At 69.4% G+C, this 17312-nt stretch carries 18 protein-coding genes and 1 pseudogene; 12 read left to right on the forward strand and 7 right to left on the reverse strand.

What is annotated here, in order from left to right; genetic code table 11:
* The first annotated feature begins 104 nt into the window (after positions 1-104).
* From HJD23_RS32990 to HJD23_RS33020, 8 genes and pseudogenes are all read left to right on the forward strand, one after another.
* Positions 105-713, forward strand: coding sequence for a DUF1349 domain-containing protein (locus tag HJD23_RS32990; RefSeq protein WP_171113616.1), 609 nt, complete (start codon positions 105-107; stop codon positions 711-713).
* Between the two features lie 103 nt (positions 714-816).
* Positions 817-1533 carry a DsbA family oxidoreductase gene (locus tag HJD23_RS32995; protein ID WP_171118680.1) on the forward strand — a complete coding sequence of 239 codons (717 nt, stop codon included), beginning with the start codon at positions 817-819 and terminating at the stop codon, positions 1531-1533.
* Between the two features lie 103 nt (positions 1534-1636).
* Positions 1637-2689: an aminotransferase class V-fold PLP-dependent enzyme gene (locus HJD23_RS33000; protein ID WP_171113617.1), complete on the forward strand. Its 1053-nt coding sequence runs from the start codon at positions 1637-1639 to the stop codon at positions 2687-2689.
* Positions 2690-2837: 148 nt separating this feature from the next.
* Positions 2838-3611, forward strand: coding sequence for a hypothetical protein (locus HJD23_RS33005; RefSeq protein ID WP_171113618.1), 774 nt, complete (start codon positions 2838-2840; stop codon positions 3609-3611).
* Positions 3612-3743: 132 nt separating this feature from the next.
* Positions 3744-4274 carry a hypothetical protein gene (locus tag HJD23_RS33010; RefSeq protein WP_171113619.1) on the forward strand — a complete coding sequence of 177 codons (531 nt, stop codon included), beginning with the start codon at positions 3744-3746 and terminating at the stop codon, positions 4272-4274.
* Positions 4275-4458: 184 nt separating this feature from the next.
* Positions 4459-4725, forward strand: a complete 267-nt coding sequence (locus tag HJD23_RS44300) for a hypothetical protein (protein ID WP_232108065.1) — start codon at positions 4459-4461, stop codon at positions 4723-4725.
* 299 nt (positions 4726-5024) lie between these two features.
* On the forward strand, positions 5025-5630 hold the full coding sequence (locus HJD23_RS44305; RefSeq protein ID WP_232108063.1) for a DNA-binding protein: 606 nt from the start codon (positions 5025-5027) through the stop codon (positions 5628-5630).
* A gap of 15 nt (positions 5631-5645) precedes the next feature.
* Positions 5646-6121: pseudogene (locus HJD23_RS33020) on the forward strand (hypothetical protein).
* Between the two features lie 146 nt (positions 6122-6267).
* On the opposite strand, the gene thpD reads toward HJD23_RS33020, so the two are convergent.
* The 6 genes from thpD to HJD23_RS33050 all read right to left on the reverse strand — a co-directional run bounded on the left by thpD (position 6268) and on the right by HJD23_RS33050 (position 11897).
* On the reverse strand, positions 6268-7158 hold the full coding sequence (thpD, locus tag HJD23_RS33025; protein WP_171113620.1) for an ectoine hydroxylase: 891 nt from the start codon (positions 7156-7158) through the stop codon (positions 6268-6270).
* Between the two features lie 6 nt (positions 7159-7164).
* Positions 7165-7569, reverse strand: a complete 405-nt coding sequence (locus tag HJD23_RS33030) for an ectoine synthase (RefSeq protein ID WP_171113621.1) — start codon at positions 7567-7569, stop codon at positions 7165-7167.
* A 21-nt stretch (positions 7570-7590) separates the two neighbouring features.
* On the reverse strand, positions 7591-8862 hold the full coding sequence (gene ectB / locus HJD23_RS33035; protein ID WP_171113622.1) for a diaminobutyrate--2-oxoglutarate transaminase: 1272 nt from the start codon (positions 8860-8862) through the stop codon (positions 7591-7593).
* A 70-nt stretch (positions 8863-8932) separates the two neighbouring features.
* Positions 8933-9457, reverse strand: a complete 525-nt coding sequence (gene ectA / locus HJD23_RS33040; protein WP_171113623.1) for a diaminobutyrate acetyltransferase — start codon at positions 9455-9457, stop codon at positions 8933-8935.
* Between the two features lie 328 nt (positions 9458-9785).
* Positions 9786-10262: a DinB family protein gene (locus tag HJD23_RS33045; RefSeq protein ID WP_171113624.1), complete on the reverse strand. Its 477-nt coding sequence runs from the start codon at positions 10260-10262 to the stop codon at positions 9786-9788.
* A 534-nt stretch (positions 10263-10796) separates the two neighbouring features.
* Positions 10797-11897 carry an aminotransferase class V-fold PLP-dependent enzyme gene (locus HJD23_RS33050; protein ID WP_171118682.1) on the reverse strand — a complete coding sequence of 367 codons (1101 nt, stop codon included), beginning with the start codon at positions 11895-11897 and terminating at the stop codon, positions 10797-10799.
* Positions 11898-12073: 176 nt separating this feature from the next.
* Between HJD23_RS33050 and HJD23_RS33055 the strand changes: the two genes are divergently transcribed.
* Genes HJD23_RS33055 through HJD23_RS33070 form a run of 4 tightly spaced genes read left to right on the forward strand, consistent with a single transcriptional unit; the run spans position 12074 to position 15634 of the window.
* Positions 12074-12925, forward strand: coding sequence for a transporter substrate-binding domain-containing protein (locus HJD23_RS33055; protein ID WP_171113625.1), 852 nt, complete (start codon positions 12074-12076; stop codon positions 12923-12925).
* Entirely contained in the window at positions 12922-13758 is an 837-nt protein-coding gene (locus HJD23_RS33060; protein WP_171113626.1) for an amino acid ABC transporter permease, read from the forward strand. The genes HJD23_RS33055 and HJD23_RS33060 overlap by 4 nt, the downstream gene beginning before the upstream one ends.
* The gene (locus HJD23_RS33065) at positions 13755-14528 is read left to right on the forward strand and encodes an amino acid ABC transporter ATP-binding protein (RefSeq protein ID WP_171113627.1); all 774 of its coding nucleotides are present in this window, start codon (positions 13755-13757) and stop codon (positions 14526-14528) included. Before HJD23_RS33060 ends, HJD23_RS33065 begins: the two co-directional genes overlap by 4 nt.
* A gap of 20 nt (positions 14529-14548) precedes the next feature.
* A complete protein-coding gene (locus HJD23_RS33070) occupies positions 14549-15634 on the forward strand; it encodes an amidohydrolase family protein (RefSeq protein WP_171113628.1) in 1086 nt (361 codons plus the stop codon).
* A 199-nt stretch (positions 15635-15833) separates the two neighbouring features.
* Here the strand turns inward: HJD23_RS33070 and HJD23_RS33075 are convergent, their stop codons facing one another.
* Positions 15834-17087: a serine hydrolase domain-containing protein gene (locus tag HJD23_RS33075; protein ID WP_171110172.1), complete on the reverse strand. Its 1254-nt coding sequence runs from the start codon at positions 17085-17087 to the stop codon at positions 15834-15836.
* Between the last annotated feature and the right edge of the window lie 225 nt (positions 17088-17312).

Genomic DNA, 17312 nt, shown 5'->3' on the forward strand with positions numbered 1-17312 from the left:
GACGTAGGGGGTGCGGTGGTCTGCGGGCTGCGGGTTCGACGTGGCTGGTCGCGCAGTTCCCCGCGCCCCTGATGTTGCCCGCCTCCCGCTGAGAGAATCCGGCTATGGACGTTGAGCTTCCCGAAATACCCTTTTCCCTCCGTACTTACGGGCCCGACGGGCATTGGTCGTACGAGGACGGCGTGCTCACCGGTTGGGCCGGGCCCCGGCAGGACCGGTTCGTGCCGCCCACCGGGGAGGCGCTGGAGCCCGTCTCCGACGCGCCTCGGTTGCTGGGGGCGCCCGAAGGGGACTTCCAGCTGATCGCCCGCGTGACGGTCGGCTTCGGCGCGGCCTTCGACGCCGGGGTGCTGTACGTCCATGTCGGGGAGCGGGAGTGGGCCAAGCTCTGTCTGGAGTACTCCCCGGACGTGCCCACCGTCTGCACGGTGGTCACCCGGGGGCACTCCGACGACGCCAACTCCTTCACGGTGGACGGCAGTTCCGTCTGGCTGCGGGTCAGCCGCACCGGGCGCGCCTTCGCCTTTCACGCCTCCCGTGACGGTGAGCGGTGGACCTTCGTCCGGCTGTTCACGCTGGGCGGGGAGAAGGAGACGGGGACGGCGCTGGTCGGGTTCATGACGCAGTCGCCGATGGGGGAGGGGTGCGTGGTGACGTACGACCACATCGAGTTCCGGCCCGTCTGGCCGCGGGACCTGCGGGACGGAAGCTGAGCGGGCGGAATGAACGCGGGCTCTTGAACGTTCACATATCAACGTTTCATCTGTCCGTCGGAGAGAGCCTCCGCGGCCGTACGACCTGGAGAGAGCCGTGACCCTGCGCGTCGAGATCTGGAGCGACATCGCCTGCCCCTGGTGCTACGTGGGCAAGGCCCGCTTCGAGAAGGCGCTCGCGGCCTTCCCGCAGCGTGACCAGGTCGAGGTGGTGCACCGGTCCTTCGAGCTGGACCCCGGACGGGCCAAGGACGACGTGCAGCCCGTGCTGACGATGCTCGCCAAGAAGTACGGCATGAGCGAGGCCCAGGCGCAGGCCGGTGAGGACAACCTGGGCGCGCAGGCCGCCGCCGAGGGGCTGCAGTACCGGACGCGGGGCCGTGACCACGGCAGCACCTTCGACATGCACCGGCTGCTCCACCTCGCCAAGGAGCACGGCCGCCAGGACGAGCTGGTCCAGCGGCTGTACCGGGCGAACTTCGCCGAGGAGCGGTCCCTCTTCAACGACGACGAGCGGCTCGTGGAGATCGCCGTCGGCGCCGGCCTCGACGAGGCCGAGGTGCGCAAGGTGCTCGCCGATCCGCAGGCGTACGCCGACGAGGTGCGTGCCGATGAGCGGGAGGCCGCGCAGCTCGGGGCCACCGGGGTGCCGTTCTTCGTGCTCGACCGGAAGTACGGGGTGTCGGGGGCGCAGCCCGCCGAGGTGTTCGAGCGGGCGCTGACACAGGCCTGGGGTGAGCGGTCGCCGCTGACGCTGGTCGAGGACGGGGGCGCGGAGGCGTGCGGGCCCGACGGGTGCGCGGTGCCGCCGCGGCAGTGAAGGGCGAAGTCCCAGGTCAGGCCGGGTATATAAGCGTCTCTTAGGGAATCCACGTAGAAATACGCAATGGACTTGGGGGTTCGTCGGGCCGCACAGTGGAGCCATGGAGACCTTCGAGAGCCTCGTCCGCGCCGAGTTCGCCCCGAAGAACACATACCTCAACACCGCGAGCAACGGGCTGCTGCCGGCCCGCACCGTGACCGCGCTGCACGACGCGGTGCGGCTGCGGGCCGAGGGCCGATCCCTCGACCCCCTGTTCGACGACGTGGAGGCCGCCCGCGCCGCCTTCGCCCGGCTGGCCGGTGTACCGGTCGGCAGAGTGGCGGCGGGAGCCTCGGTCGCCGCGCACACCGGCGTGATCGCCGCCTCACTGCCCGCGGGCGCCGAAGTCCTCACCGCCGAGGACGACTTCACCTCCGTCCTGAACCCGTTCCATGTGCGCGGCGACCTCAAGGTGCGGGCCGTGCCGCTGGAGCGGATCGCCGAGGCCGTCCGCCCGGGCACCGCGCTCGTCGCGGTGAGCGCCGCGCAGTCCGCCGACGGACGCATCGTCGACCTGCCCGCGCTGCGCGAGGCGGCCCGGGAGCACGGAGCCCGTACGTACATCGACTTCTCCCAGGCCGCCGGCTGGCTGCCGATGGACGCGAGTGCGTACGACTTCACCACCGCCACCTGCTACAAGTGGCTGCTCGGCCCGCACGGGGCGGCCTTCCTCGTCGTACCGGAGGACTTCGGCGGGCTGACGCCGGTGCTGGCGGGCTGGGTCGCCGGGGAGGTCCCGATGGACAGCTGCTACGGCCCGGTCACCGAACTCGCCCACTCCGCCCGGCGCTTCGACCTCACCCCCGCCCTGTTCAGCTACGCCGGGCTGCGCACGTCCCTCGAACTGATCGAGGAACTCGGCGTGGACGCCGTACGCGCCCATGACCTCGCCCTCGCCGACCGCTTCCGCGCGGAGCTGCGCGAGCTGGGCCACGAGCCCGTCTCCGCCCCCGGCTCCGCGATCGTCTCCGTGCCGGGACTCGGGCACCGGGTACCCGAACTGGCCCGCGCGGACGTCCAGGTCTCCAACCGGGCGGGCAATCTGCGGGCGTCCTTCCACCTGTACAACACACCCGCCGACGTGGACCGGATCCTGGACGTGCTGTCCGACTGACCCGCGGGATGACCGAAGCCCGGGCCCCTCGTCGTAAGGAGCCCGGGCTCAGTGATGGGGGGCTCACTTCACGAACGCTCCCCCCTGCACATGCCGTGCCTTGACCGCATACAGTCAGCGAGGCTCAACAGGGGAGGGAAACCCGCACGTGAAGCACCACATCGCCAACCGCGCCGCCACCGCGTTGCTGTGCGCCGCCACCACCGTGATCATCACCGGCTGCAGCCAGGACAGTGCCGAGGCCGGCGCGAGGAGCACCGCGTCGGCGACCAAGACGAAGCACCCCTTCGACACCATGACGCCCGAGCAGATCGACAATCAGGCTCGGGAAGCCGTCAAGAACGCCACGAGCATGCGCATCACCGGCAAGGCCAACAGCGACGGCCGGCAAGTAGAGGTCGACCTGGCCATGGACGTCCGCGGCTCCTGCAACGGCACGGTGGGCAACTCCCTGGGCACCATGCACATCATCAAGAAGGGTTCACTCGTCCACGTCAAGGCTGAGGAGGACTACTGGCGGGCCACCTTCAGCCGCGGGATGACAGCCGAGCAGGCCGAGGAGATGGTCGCGCTGTTCAAGGGCCGCTGGATCAAGCCCCCCAGAATGATGTCGGAGACTCTTGGGCGCATATGCAACGGTTTCGACGGCCTGATCGAGGCACTGAGCCCTGTATCTGACGGAAACTCCACCCGCGAAGCCGATGCCACCGTGGGCGGCCGGCCGGTCGCCGTGCTCGCCGAAAGGACCACGACCCAGACCGCGACCGTCTACATCGCCAAGGAGGGCAAGCCCTACATCCTGAGGGGCACGATCGCAGGCGGCAACGAGCCCGTGGACCTCACCTTCACCGACCACGACAAGCCCGTCGACACCACCCCGCCGCCGCCCGACCAGGTCCTCGACCCCACCAAGCTCCGCTGAGCCTGCGCGGGCCGCGCCTCACGGGTGCCGCCTAGGCGGGGTCTTCGAGTTCCGTCCCGCCGGAGAGCGAGCGCCCCGCCGGGGTACGGAAGAGTGTTGCTCCCCGCGGCCAAGGTACGGAATCGTGGCTGCGTGTCCGACAGCGTTCTTCCTCCCGTTCCGAACGGCGCCGTCGTACCCGGGCTGCTGAGCGCCCTGGACTCCTACCGGTTGGCGCGCCAGACCCTGCTGGGGACCTTGGGACTCGGCCAGTCGAACCGGGATCCCCTGGCTGAGTTCGCCGAGCACCTGGTCGCGGCCCTCTGGGGGGCCCGGCTTGCCCAGTCCCGGGTGCAGGCGCACTACGACCTGATATCAACCGATGGCGAGTACATACAGGTCAAGTACCTCGCCAACCCTGTCTCCGACTGGCCGAACGAGCACACTGTGCGAAGCATCCCCGGCGTCGACTGGTACGCACTCGTCGTCTACGAAGCCTTCGCCGTGACGGGCGTCCTGGCCTTCCCACCCGACCTGACAGAGATCTGCTCGGCTCTGGGCAAGCGCCACCCTGGCCAGTCGATCTCTCTGCAATTCACCCGCAGGAATTGGTGGACGGTCCGGGATAACGCAGACGTCTTTCGGCAGCTCGGCATGCGCCTCTGGTTTCCTCCCTTCGCGTAGGCGGATCAAGCTGGCCGTGCGCAAGGGTTAGGCCATGCTCAACGAGTGGAGCCCCATCACGGAGTTTCGCCTCTTCGAGGACCGGGATGCGCTGCGGGGCCCCGTGCCGACAGGGCCGATCCGGGATGCGTCCCGGGCCGGGGATTACGGGCGCGTCATCGAACTGGCCCGCAAGGCACAGCAGATGACGCTAACGGCATTGGGGCAGGCCCTGGGCTTGTCACAGTCCGCCGTCTCCCGCCTGGAGAAAAGGGCCAAGGCGACTACAGCACGAACATTCTGGAGGCGGCAGCCGCACACCTCGCCATACCGCCGGCGCTGGTGGGCCTCGCGGACGGCCGCCGCAGGCGCAGGTGAAAGACGGGTCAGACGACATGCACCGCAGGACTCTTCTAGGCGGGGTCGTCGCAGCCGCGGCGACTTCGGTCCTGTCTCCTCCTCCTGCCGCTGATGCCGCCGACAGTGGCGGCGGGCAGGCCGCCGCCCTGCGCCTGTCCACCAGCGCCTACAGACGGCTCGACGGCTCCACCCCGTCCCGTGACTTGTATGACACCGTCGAGTCTCATATCCGGCTGATCCAGAGCATCACCCGATCCGCAAGCGGGGACAGCGACCGGGCACGGCTGGCAGCGGTGGGCAGCGAAGCCGCTTCCTTCGCGGGCTGGCTCGCCTGGGACAAGCGCGACAACGGCTCAGCCCGTTCCTGGGTACGGCGCAGCAATCAAGGCCGCCAAGACGGCCGGGAATCCCTTGCTGGCCGCCTACCAGCGGGGCACGCTCGCCCAGTTCGAGGCGCACGCCGGTAACGGCGTGGAAGCACTGAACCAGGCCAGTCGGGCACGGCGCGCGCTCGGGGACCTGCGTCCGGCCGTAGCGGATGCGTGGCTGTCCAGCGTCGAAGCCCTCGGCCACGCGGCGGCCGGGGACCGGCGTGCGGCCGACAAAGCCCTCACCGCGAGCCGGTCCGCAGCCGAGGCGTTGAAGGAGTCCGAGGAGCCGTCGCCGTGGCCGTGGGTGTTCTCCTTCACCCCCGAAAAGGTGGCCGCCTGCCGGGTCACGTGCGGCGCACGGCTCGGTCTGTCGGACTGGGTGATCAGTGATGACGTAGAGGCCCTGGCCACCGGCCATGCCAAGCAGCGCGCCCTGCTGGTGTTGGACATCGCCGCCGGTTACCTCGCCGTCGGCAGGCTGGACGCGGCGTTCGCCTTCGCCTCGCGCGCCCTCGACGCCGGCCTGACGTACCGGTCCGGGCGAATCGTGGAGCGCGCCCGCGCCGTGCGCCGTACCCTCACCACCGCCGCCCCGCCCATGGTGGTGCGGGACTTCGACGAGCGCCTACACGGCGTCTACCTGTAAGAGAGGGACCACGGCATGCGCGTAGGGATCACCGGGCACCGCGAGTTGAACGCGGATGTGGAGCGGCAGGTGCGCACGATGCTCGACGAGGCAGTACGCGAATACCACGCCGCCGACCTGACGGCTGTCTCGTGCATCGCGGACGGCCCTGACTCCTGGTTCGCCGAAGCCGTCCTCAAGCACGGGGGACAACTCGAAGTCGTCGTGCCCGCTTCCGGACACCGGGCGAGCCTGCCGGAGTGGCATCACACCGTCTATGACGAGCTGTACGCCCGCGCGGCCGACGTCCATGAAACCGGGATGACGGAGTCGACCTCTGATGCGCATATGGCGGGCAGTGAGGCGCTGGTGTGTTCGGTGGATGAGCTGATCGCCGTGTGGGACGGGAAACCGGCGTGGGGGTACGGCGGGACTGCGGACGTGGTCGCGTACGTCCACCGGACCGGTGTACCGGTGCGGTGCTGTGGCCGGAGGGCGCCACCCGGTTGTAGTCCTTCTGTCTTACTCCCGGCCCCACTTGCCCGTGGACAGCCGTAGCACGCCGGTGACAGCCGTAAGCAGTCGGACCCGCATGCCTTCGGGTGGCGGCGGGTCCGACTGCTTGCGGGCGGTTGTTCCGGTCAGCCGGGAAGTGGTCTCACCTCACCGGCGTGAAGTCCCGCGCCCCGATGAACTCCGGTCGGCGGATCGGGGCCGCGAACGGCTCGACCGCCTCGTTCTCCACGCTGTTGAACACGATGAAGACGTTGCTGCGCGGGAACGGCGTGATGTTGTCGCCCGACCCGTGCATGCAGTTGCAATCGAACCACGTGGCCGAACCGGCCTTGCCGGTGAACAGCTTGATGCCGTACTGCGAGGCCATCGCGGTCAGCGCCTCGTCCGACGGCGTGCCCGCGTCCTGCATCTGCAGCGACTTCTTGTAGTTGTCCTTCGGCGTGGCCCCCGCGCACCCGAGGAACGTCTTGTGCGACCCCGGCATGATCATGAGCCCGCCGTTGGTGTCGTAGTTCTCGGTCAGCGCGATCGAGACGGACACCGTGCGCATGTTCGGCAGTCCGTCCTCGGCGTGCCAGGTCTCGAAGTCCGAGTGCCAGTAGAAGCCGCTCGCCCCGAAACCGGGCTTGACGTTGATCCGCGACTGGTGGACGTACACGTCCGAGCCGAGGATCTGCCGCGCCCGTCCGACGACCCGCTCGTCCCGCACCAGCGCGGCGAACACCTCGCTGATCCGGTGCACTTCGAAGACGGACCGGATCTCCTTGGACTTCGGCTCGACGATCGACCGCTCGTCGGCCCGGATCGCCGGGTCGTTGATCAGCCGGTTCAGCTCCTGGTGGTAGACGGCGACCTCGTCCTCGGTGATGAGTTCGTCGATGGCGAGGAAGCCGTCACGCTCGTACGCCTGCAGATCGGCGACGTCGATCGGCCCCGGCGTGCCGGGCGTGCCCCAGACGACCGGGTCCTTGCGGGGGGTGGACACCTCGGTGGTGCCGCGGCTGGGGTACAGATCGGTGACGGTGGTGGTCATGGTCGGTCACACCTCCTCGGGTTCGGTGAGCAGGGGGTAGACGCCGTTCTCGTCGTGGTCCTCCCGTCCGGTCACCGGCGGGTTGAACACGCAGATGCAGCGGAAGTCCTCCTTGACGCGCAGCGTGTGCCGCTCGTGGCCGTCGAGGAGGTACATCGTCCCGGGCGTGATCGTGTACGTCCGGTCGGTCTCGTGGTCGGTCAGCTCGGCCTCGCCCTGCACGCAGACGACGGCCTCGATGTGGTTGGCGTACCACATCGACGTCTCCGTTCCCGCGTACAGGATCGTCTCGTGCAGCGAGAAGCCGACCTTCTCCTTGGCGAGGACGATGCGTTTGCTCTCCCAGGTACCGGACGCGGCCTTCACATGCCGGTCGGTGCCTTCGATGTCCTGGAACGAACGGACGATCACGGTGTTGAACAGCTCCTTTTCTCAGACGGTTTCGCGTACGGCGCGGGCGAGGACGCGCAGGCCCTCGTCGAGCTCGTCGGGCGTGATGGTCAGTGCGGGCAGCAGCTTGACGACCTCGCTCTCCGGGCCGGACGTCTCGATCAGCAGCCCGAGTTCGAACGCGCGGCGCGCGATGCGCTCGGCGCGGCCCTTGTCGTGGAACTCCAGGCCCCACACCAGGCCGCGGCCCCGGTACTCCTTGACGTCGGCGAGGTTCTCCTCGGTGATGGAGATCAGCACCTGCTCGACCTGCTCGCCGCGCGCACGGGTCTGCTTCTCCATGGCCGAGCCGTCGGCCCAGTACGTCTCCAGGGCGGCGGTGGCGGTGACGAAGGCGGGGTTGTTGCCGCGGAAGGTGCCGTTGTGCTCGCCCGGCTCCCACAGGTCCAGCTCGGGCTTGAACAGGCACAGCGCCATGGGCAGCCCGTAGCCGCTGATGGACTTGGACACCGTGACGATGTCGGGCACGATGCCCGCCTCCTCGAAGGAGAAGAAGGCGCCGGTGCGGCCGCAGCCCATCTGGATGTCGTCGACGATCAGCAGCATGTCCTGGCGCTCGCACAGCTCGGCCAGCGCGCGCAGCCACTCGGGGCGGGCCACGTTGATGCCGCCCTCGCCCTGCACGGTCTCGACGATCACGGCGGCGGGCTTGTTGAGGCCGGAGCCCTGGTCCTCCAGGAGCCGCTCGAACCACAGGAAGTCCGGGACCTTGCCGTCGAGGTAGTGGTCGAAGGGCATCGGCGTGCCGTGCACGAGCGGGACGCCGGCACCGGCGCGTTTGAAGGCGTTGCCGGTCACGGCGAGGGAGCCCAGGGACATGCCGTGGAAGGCGTTGGTGAACGACACGATCGCCTCGCGGCCCTTCGCCTTCCGCGCCAGCTTCAGCGCGGACTCCACGGCGTTGGTGCCCGTTGGCCCCGGAAACATGACCTTGTACGGCAGGTCGCGCGGCCGCAGCACCAGGTCCTGGAAGGTCTGCAGGAAGGAGCGCTTGGCGGTGGTCGACATGTCGAGACCGTGGGTGACGCCGTCCCGCTCCAGGTAGTCGAGCAGGGCCCGTTTCAGGACGGCGTTGTTGTGCCCGTAGTTGAGCGAGCCGGCACCGGCGAAGAAGTCGAGGTACTCGTGGCCGTCCTCGTCGTACATACGGCTGCCGCGCGCACGGTCGAAGACGGTGGGCCAGCCGCGGCAGTAGCTGCGCACCTCGGACTCCAGGGTTTCGAAGACGCTGAGGTCGGGCTGGGTGATGGTCACGGGGATTCGCTCCTCTGTGTGACTGGTCGATGTGGGGGTCGTAGCGAGGGCCGAGGCCTGTGCGTACGGGTCAGTCCGACGTCTTCGGCAGACGGGTCAGCGGGCCGATGCGGTAGAGGACTTCGGGGTCGTGCGGGCCGTCCGGGAACTGTTCCGTGCCGAACAGCACCTCGCACTCGACGTGGGCGCCGTGCCGCGCGGCGTACGAGGCGAACAGCCGCTCGGAGGCGGTGTTGCCCGGCGTGATCGTGGTCTCGACGGAGGTCAGCCGGTGCTCGGCGGCTATCCGGGCGGTCAGTCCGTCGAGCATGCGTGCCGCGAGCCCGTGTCCGCGGTGCGCGGAGTCGACGGCCACCTGCCAGACGAGCAGGGTCTCCGGGCGGTCCGGCCGCAGGTACCCGGTGACGAACCCGACGGCCTCGCCGCCGGCCGTCCGCGCCACGGCCGACGTACCGGCGAAGTCGCGGCACCACAGCAGATAGCTGTACGCGGAGTTCAGGTCGAGCGTTCCGGATTCCTTGGCGAGCCGCCAGAAAGCGGCCCCGTCGGCCACCCCGGGGCGGTCTATGAGTAGGTCTGCTTGTGCGGCAGTCATGCGAATTGAATTTACCGACCAAGAATTGAAAATGCATGGCCGGAGGGGGTTACGTATGGCCCTCCCATGTGTTATCGCGCGGGCGCGGGTGTTCGTGCGAGGGGCGGCGAAATGCCCGAGTTTGCCCCTGTCATATCGGGCATAAAGGTCGCGATGTGGAGCGCGTCACATCTGTGTAACGCTTACGAGATCTGACCGAATTGGACCGTTCGGTGCTCGTGAAATTTTTGTGTTTAGGGTTGGGAAAAGCGGGCAGAAGAATACGGGAAGCTGCGCTGGATTATATTACGGAATGATGACCGGAGAAGGCTCGCTAATCGCCGTGAATTCAGGCTCCGGTCACCCCGTCGATACGCTCGCGGAGGATGTTGGCGTGACCGTTGTGCCGGGCGTACTCCTCGATGAGATGGATGAGCACCCAGCGCAGGCTCACCTCCACGCCGGTCAACGGACCGTCGGTCAGCCGCCCGGTGTCCTCCAGCGATCGCCCGGCGGAGATCTCCCGGCCGCGCGCGATCTCCCGGCGCCAGATGGTGAGTGCCTCGTCCAGACCGCGGTCCGGACGCAGGGCGTACCCGCTCTCCTCCTCGTACACCGGCGGTACGTCGAGACCGGCGAGCACGCGCTGGAACCAGTTCCGCTCGACCTCCGCGAGGTGCTGCACGAGCCCGAGCAGGGTGAGCGACGAGGGCTCGGCCGAGGTGAGCCGCACCTGGGCGTCGTCCAGCCCGCGGCACTTCAGCTCCAGCGTGGCCCGGTGAAAGTCGAGCCAGCTCTCCAGCATGGCGCGCTCATCAGCGGTCATGGGCGGGACGGGGCGACCGTCGGGGAGGGGCGGGGCGTGGAGGGAGTGTTGGTCGTCATGCGGCGAGCATGGCAGCAGGGTCTGACAACGCCATGGATTCAAGCAACGCAGGCCGACGTCGACGGCCCGTCGAACGCCGCGGCTTTCGACGGGCGGCTCCTGGTGCCGGGGGTCCTACCGCCGGGCCCCCTCCAGCGGGCCTTTACCGCCAGGCCCTCTCCGGTGCGCCTCTAGCGCCCGGCCCTTTCCAGCGGGCCTCAAGCGCCCGGCCCTCTCCGGTGCGCCTCTCCCGCCAGGCCTTCTCCAGCGCGCCCCTACCACCAGCCCTCTCCAGTGCGCCTCTAGCGCCATGCCTTTCCAGCGCGTCCTTACCACCAGGCCGTTTTCAGCGTGCCCCTATCGCCAGCCCACTCCGGTGCGCCTCTACCGCCACGCTCCCTCCGGTGCGCCTCTACTGCCACGTCCACTCCGGTGCGCCTCTACCGCCACGCCCCCTCCAGCGCGCCCGTACCGCCAAGCGCCCTCCGCGCGCCCCTACCGCCAGGCCTCCTCCGCCGCCCGGCGGCCCGCCTCCAGGTCTACCGCCGATCCCTTCTCCGACAGGGCCGCCCCGAGTGCCGCCAGGCTTGCCTGGACCGCGTCCGGGGTCGCGTCCGGGCCGTAGTGGTTGACGCGGATCATCTCCTTGGCCAGGGCGCCACCGCCCGCCGCCAGCGGGAGGGCGGGGTCGGCGGCCAGGGCCCGGGCGACCAGCTCGGAGGCCACGACGCCGGACGGCGCCCGCAGGGTCGTGGCCACTGGTGCCGCCTCCGTCGCTTCGTGGACGTACGGCTCCAGACCCCCGCCCAGCGCGAGCGCCCCCGCACGGGTCGCCGCCGCGGCGGACGCGTGCCGGGACATCACCGTCGTAAGCCCCTCCGCCTCGATGCGCTCGACGCACGCGTCCAGCGCCAGCATCTCCAGCTGGGCGGGCGCGTGCAGCAGGGCCTTGCGGCCGGCGTCGACCCAGCGTTCCTTCCAGTCCAGCAGCGACAGATACGAGCGGCGCGGCGCCCGCGGGTTCGCCGCCATCCGGGCCCACGCCCGCTCGCTCACCGACACCGCCGACACCCCGGCGGGCCCGCCCATCGCCTTCTGCGCCCCGATCACGCACAGGTCCACACCCCACGCGTCCGGCAGCACCGGCTCGGCGCCCACGGAGGCGACGGCGTCCAGGTAGAAGAGGGCACCCTGCTCCCGTACCGCCGCACCGATCTCCGCGACCGGGTTGGTGTTCCCGGTCGCCGCCTCCGCGTGCACCAGCGACACAAAGTCGATCTCCGGGTGCTCGGCGAAGGCCGCACGGATCTGCGCCGCCGTGACCGCCGTGTGGAACGGCACCGCGAGGTCGTGCACCGTCGCCCCGCAGTCCCGCAGCCAGTCGCCGAAGGTCTGCCCGTACGGACCCGTGATCACGTTCAGCGCCACCGTCCCCGGACCCGCGGTGGCCCGGATCGCGCCCTCCAGCGGCAGCAGCGCCTCGCCCTGCATGATCACGACGTCCTGCCGGGTGTCCAGCAGCCGGGCCACCCGGTCCTCGATGGCGGCGAAGTGCGCGGCGCTCAGCGGGGGGAGGTCCAGGAAGGGATGGGTCACGGCGGTGCTCTCTTCGGTCACGGGATCGAACGCAGTCGAGCGTAACCGCCGGACCACAACCCCCCGCCGCTTGCGACTTCTTAGGCCGCACAGCCTCTCCGCCATCGGTTTGTTTTGAGTGACCCAAAGCTTTCCTTATAATCAGAACTTCAAAGTTTCCTCACAGGAGGTTCCCCGTGAACACGGTCCTCGGGCGCCGGGCCCGCATACTGGCCGCCACCACCGCGACGGCCGGGCTGGTGCTGGTCGCCGGCTGCTCCTCGGACGGTGACGGCGGCAGTGGTACGAAGACCGCCGCCGGCGGGGTCGAACTCGTCGAGGCCGGTCAGCTCACCACCTGCACCCACCTGCCGTACCCGCCCTTCCAGTCGGAGATCGACGGCAAGGTGCAGGGCTTCGACGTCTCCCTCGTCGACCTGGTCGCCCAGGACCTCGGCGTGCGGCAGCAGATCGTCGACCAGCCCTTCGAGAACTTCAAGACCGGCGGATCCCTCAACGCCGGCCAGTGCGACCTGGCCGCCGCCGGCATGACCATCACCGAGGAGCGCAAGAAGAACGTCGACTTCTCCGACCCGTACTTCGAGGCCACCCAGGGCGTGCTGGTCGACAAGAAGAGCGGCATCACCTCCTTCGCCGGCCTCAAGGGCAAGAAGGTCGGCGCCCAGGCGCAGACCACCGGCGAGGACTACGCCAAGAGCCAGGGCCTCGACCCGGTCTCCTTCGAGTCCTCCGACGCCGTCCTCAACGGCCTGCGCACCGGCCAGGTCGAGGCCGTCGTCATCGACTACCCGGTCGTCCAGGGCTGGCTCAAGGACAAGGCCAACGCCGCCGCCTTCCAGGTCGCCGAGCAGGTCAACACCGGTGAGCAGTACGGCTTCACGGTGAAGAAGGGCAACACCGAGCTGCTCGCCGCCATCAACAAGGCGATCGCCGACGCCAAGGCCGACGGCACGTACAAGAAGCTGTACGAGCAGTGGATCGGCCCCTACGAGGAGTCCGCCGCCTCCCCGTCGCCCGCCGCCTCATGACCGACGTCACCAAGGCCGAGGCCCAGCCCCGCAGGAAGGGGCTGACGCGGCGCCAGAAGCGCAGTGTGTCGCGGGGTGTGCAGTACGTCGTGTTCGTCGGCGCCCTGATCGCCCTCGCGGTCGGCGCCGACTGGGACCGGCTGGCCAACCAGTTCGCCCAGGGCGCCATCGCCGAGCGGATGTTCCCCGAGGTCATCACGCTGGCGCTGAAGAACACCGTGCTCTACACGGTCTCCGGCTTCGCCGTCGGCCTGGTGCTCGGCATGGTCCTGGCGCTGATGCGGCTGTCGTCCGTCGGCCCCTACCGCTGGGTCGCCGGCGTCTACATCGAGATCTTCCGTGGCCTGCCCGCCCTGTTGATCTTCATCTTCATCGGCGTGGCCGTCCCACTCGCCTTCCCCGGCACCGAGATCCCCGGCGGTACCTACGGCAAGGTCGCCCTGGCGCTCGGCCTGGTGGCGGCGGCGTACATGGCGGAGACGTTCCGCGCGGGCATCCAGGCGGTGCCCAAGGGCCAGATGGAGGCGGCCCGTTCGCTGGGCTTCTCACCGGCCCGCGCGATGGTCTCGATCATCATCCCGCAGGCCTTCCGGATCATCCTCCCGCCGCTCACCAACGAACTCGTCCTGCTCTTCAAGGACTCCTCGCTGGTGCTGTTCCTCGGTGTCACCCTTCAGGAGCGGGAGCTGTCCAAGTTCGGCCGCGACCTGGCCAGCCAGACCGCCAACTCCACGCCGATCCTGGTCGCCGGCCTGTGCTACCTGCTGGTCACGATCCCGCTCGGTTTCGTCGTACGCCGTATGGAGGCGAAGGCCCAGGAGGCCGTGAAATGAGCCGACCCGAGATCGAGATCCGCGACCTGCACAAGTCGTTCGGCGACAACCACGTCCTGCGCGGCATCGACCTGGAGATCGCCCAGGGCGAGGTCGTGTGCGTCATCGGCCCCTCCGGCTCCGGCAAGTCGACGCTGCTCCGCTGCGTGAACCTGCTGGAGGAGCCGACCAAGGGCCAGGTCGTCGTCGGCGGCACCGAGCTCACCGACCCCGACGTCGACATCGACGCCGTACGCCGCCGCATCGGCATGGTCTTCCAGCAGTTCAACCTCTTCCCGCACCTCACGGTGACCGAGAACCTCACGCTGCCGCAGCGCCGGGTGCTCAGGCGGGACAAGGCCCGGGCCGCGAAGGTGGCCGCGGAGAACCTGGAGCGCGTGGGCCTCACCGAGAAGGCGAGCGCGTACCCCTCGTCCCTGTCCGGCGGCCAGCAGCAGCGCGTTGCCATCGCCCGGGCGCTGGCGATGGGCCCGGAGGTCATGCTCTTCGACGAGCCGACCTCCGCCCTCGACCCGGAGCTGGTCGGTGACGTCCTGGCCGTCATGCGCATGCTCGCCCAGGACGGCATGACGATGATGGTCGTCACCCATGAGATGACGTTCGCGCGTGAGGTGGCGGACCGGGTCGTCTTCATGGACGGCGGGGTGATCGTGGAGGACGGCACGCCCGAGCAGGTGATCACGAACCCACAGCACGAGCGCACGCGCCACTTCCTGTCCCGCCTCCTCGACCCGGCCATGGCAAACGTGGAGGAGAACAACGCCGGTTAGGCAGCGTTAGGGTGCGGTACATGAGCGAAGTGCTGCACGTGAAGGGACGCGTCCTCGTCGGCCCGGAAGACATCCGCGACGAGCTGTGGGTGGTGGACGGACGCATCTCGTACGACCGTCCCACCACGGCCCGCGACGTGCGCACGGTGCAGGGCTGGACCCTCCCCGGCCTGGTCGACGCCCACTGCCACGTCGGCCTGGATCAGCATGGCGCGGTCCCCCAGGACGTCGCCGAGAAGCAGGCCCTCACCGACCGCGACGCCGGCACCCTCCTCATCCGCGACGCCGGCTCCCCCTCGGACACCCGCTGGATCGACGACCGCGACGACCTGCCGAAGATCATCCGCGCCGGCCGCCACATCGCCCGAACCCGCCGCTACATCCGCAACTACGCCCACGAGATCGAGCCGGACGACCTGGTCGCCTACGTCGCCCAGGAGGCGAGCCGGGGCGACGGCTGGGTCAAGCTGGTCGGCGACTGGATCGACCGCGACCTCGGCGATCTGTCGGCCTGCTGGCCCAGGGACGCGGTGGAGGCCGCCATCGCCGAGGCCCACCGCCTGGGCGCCCGTGTGACCGCCCACTGCTTCGCCGAGGACTCCCTGCAGGACCTGGTCGAGGCGGGCATCGACTGCGTCGAACACGCGACGGGCCTGACGGAGGACCTGATCCCGTTGTTCGCGGACCGAGGAGTGGCGATCGTCCCCACCCTCGTCAATATCGCGACCTTCCCCCAGCTCGCCGCCGGCGGCGAGTCCAAGTTCCCGCGCTGGGCGGACCACCTGCGGCGACTGTACGAGCGCCGCTACGACACCGTGCGCTCCGCCTACGACGCCGGGATCCCGGTGTACGTCGGCACGGACGCCGGCGGCTCGCTCGCGCACGGGCTCGCGGGGGCCGAGGTGGTGGAACTGGTGACGGCCGGGATCCCGGCGGTGGAGGCACTGTCCGCCGGGACGTGGGCGGCCAGGGAGTGGCTGGGCCGTCCGGGGCTCGAGGAGGGGGCACCGGCCGACCTGATCGTGTTCGAGACGGACCCACGGACGGACGTACGGGTGCTGACGGCCCCGCGGCGGGTGGTGCTGAACGGGCGCGTCGTCGGCTAGGGCCTGTCCGGCGGATCAGGCCGGCTGCAAGGAACGGCACCTGATCAGTGCAGGTGAGCGGGGTCTGGTGCGTGCAGCTGCAAGGCTGAGGAGGGAGTCGACGCGGAGCGTCGGGGAGTGACGACAACGCGGCAGATGGGCGTGCCAGGCCCCGCGACGTCGGCACGCCGGACAGGCCCTAGCTGTACTCGGTCATGACTCAGCGGCCCGTGGGCTGTGCCGGCAGATTGAACACGTGCTCCGGGCTGACGATCTTGGTGATCGCTTCGCCGAGGAGTGTGCTGGGTTCGGTGCCGTCGTGGTCGATGTCCGTGTTCAGCAGCACGACCATCGTGGCCCGGGCCGAGGGGAGGTAGATGGTCAGGGACTGGTAACCCGGCAGCGAGCCGTTGTGCCCGAGCCAGCCCTGGACGTCGAAGATGCCGAGCCCGTACCCGGCGCCCGGGATCGCGGTGGGCGGCGTGTCGAGCCGCTGCTTCTGGGTGACGGGGCTGATCAGGGTGTCGCCGTCGGGCAGGACGCCGGTGGCGACGATGGGCGCCCAGGTGCGCAGATCCTCCAGCGTGGAGATCATCGCGCCGGCCGCCCAGCCCCAGGAGGGGTTCCAGTCGGTGCTGTTCGCGACCTTCCCGTCCGCGGTCTGGTTCGTGTACCCCTGGGCGTGCGGCCGCGGGAACGCGGCGTCGGTCGGGAAGATCGTGCGGTCCATGCCGGCTGGTTCGAGGATGTTCTCCCGGATGTAGTCCTGCAGCGGCCGGCCGCTGACCCGCTCGACGACCAGACCGAGCAGGATCAGGTTGGTGTTGCAGTAGGAGAACTCCTCGCCCGGCTGGAACAGCACCGGGTGCCGGAAGGCGTAGTCGAGCAGTTGCTGCGGGGTGAACGACCGCTCGGGATCGGACGTCAGCGCCTTGAAGAAGTCCTGGTCCTCCGAGTAGTTGAAGAGACCGCTGCGCATCCCGGCCAGCTGACGCAGGGTGATCCGGTCGCCGTTGGGCACGTCGGCGACGTACTCGCCGATCATGTCGTCGAGGCTGATCCTGCCCTCGTCGACCAGCTTCAGCAGCGCCGTCACGGTGAACGTCTTGGTCTCGCTGCCGATCCGCATGTACAGGTCCGGCGACATCCGCCGGCCGGTTTCCTTGTCGGCGACGCCGAAGGACCGCACATGGCTGCCCTTGTCGGGGGTCCACAGCCCCACGGTCGCGCCGGGCACGTTCGCCTCGTGCATCACCCTCTCCACGGCCCTGTCGACCTGCCGTTTCACCTCGGGGGTGAGCCTTCGGAAGTCGTCCGAGGGCGAGGGCGACGGGGAGGGCGAGGGCTGGCCGACGACGGCCGGGGCGGAATCAGGCGCCCCGAGTGCGGTTCCGCCGCCGAGCGGAACCACGAGTGTCGCCACCGCCGCGGTGATCACGGCCCCCCTGCGCAGCCGTCTGCACGAGCGCGTCATGGGCTGACTCCCAGCAGCACGAGGAGAGGCCCGCGACCTGGGCCGAAGGCCCTTTCACCTCAGCATAGGAGCGCTCGTGCCGCGTCGCCTGTCGGCCGACGACCGTGGGGAACGTACGTGCCGGAAATTCGAACTCGTTCACAGAAACCCCACTATGGAGTGAAGTAACGCGGGATCGCCGCCCGTTCACTCTTGGTGCGTAATTCTTTCCGGGTCCCAAGTGTC

Source organism: Streptomyces sp. Z423-1, from assembly GCF_013009255.1.
In the GTDB taxonomy this organism is placed as follows: Bacteria; Actinomycetota; Actinomycetes; order Streptomycetales; family Streptomycetaceae; genus Streptomyces; species Streptomyces gossypiisoli.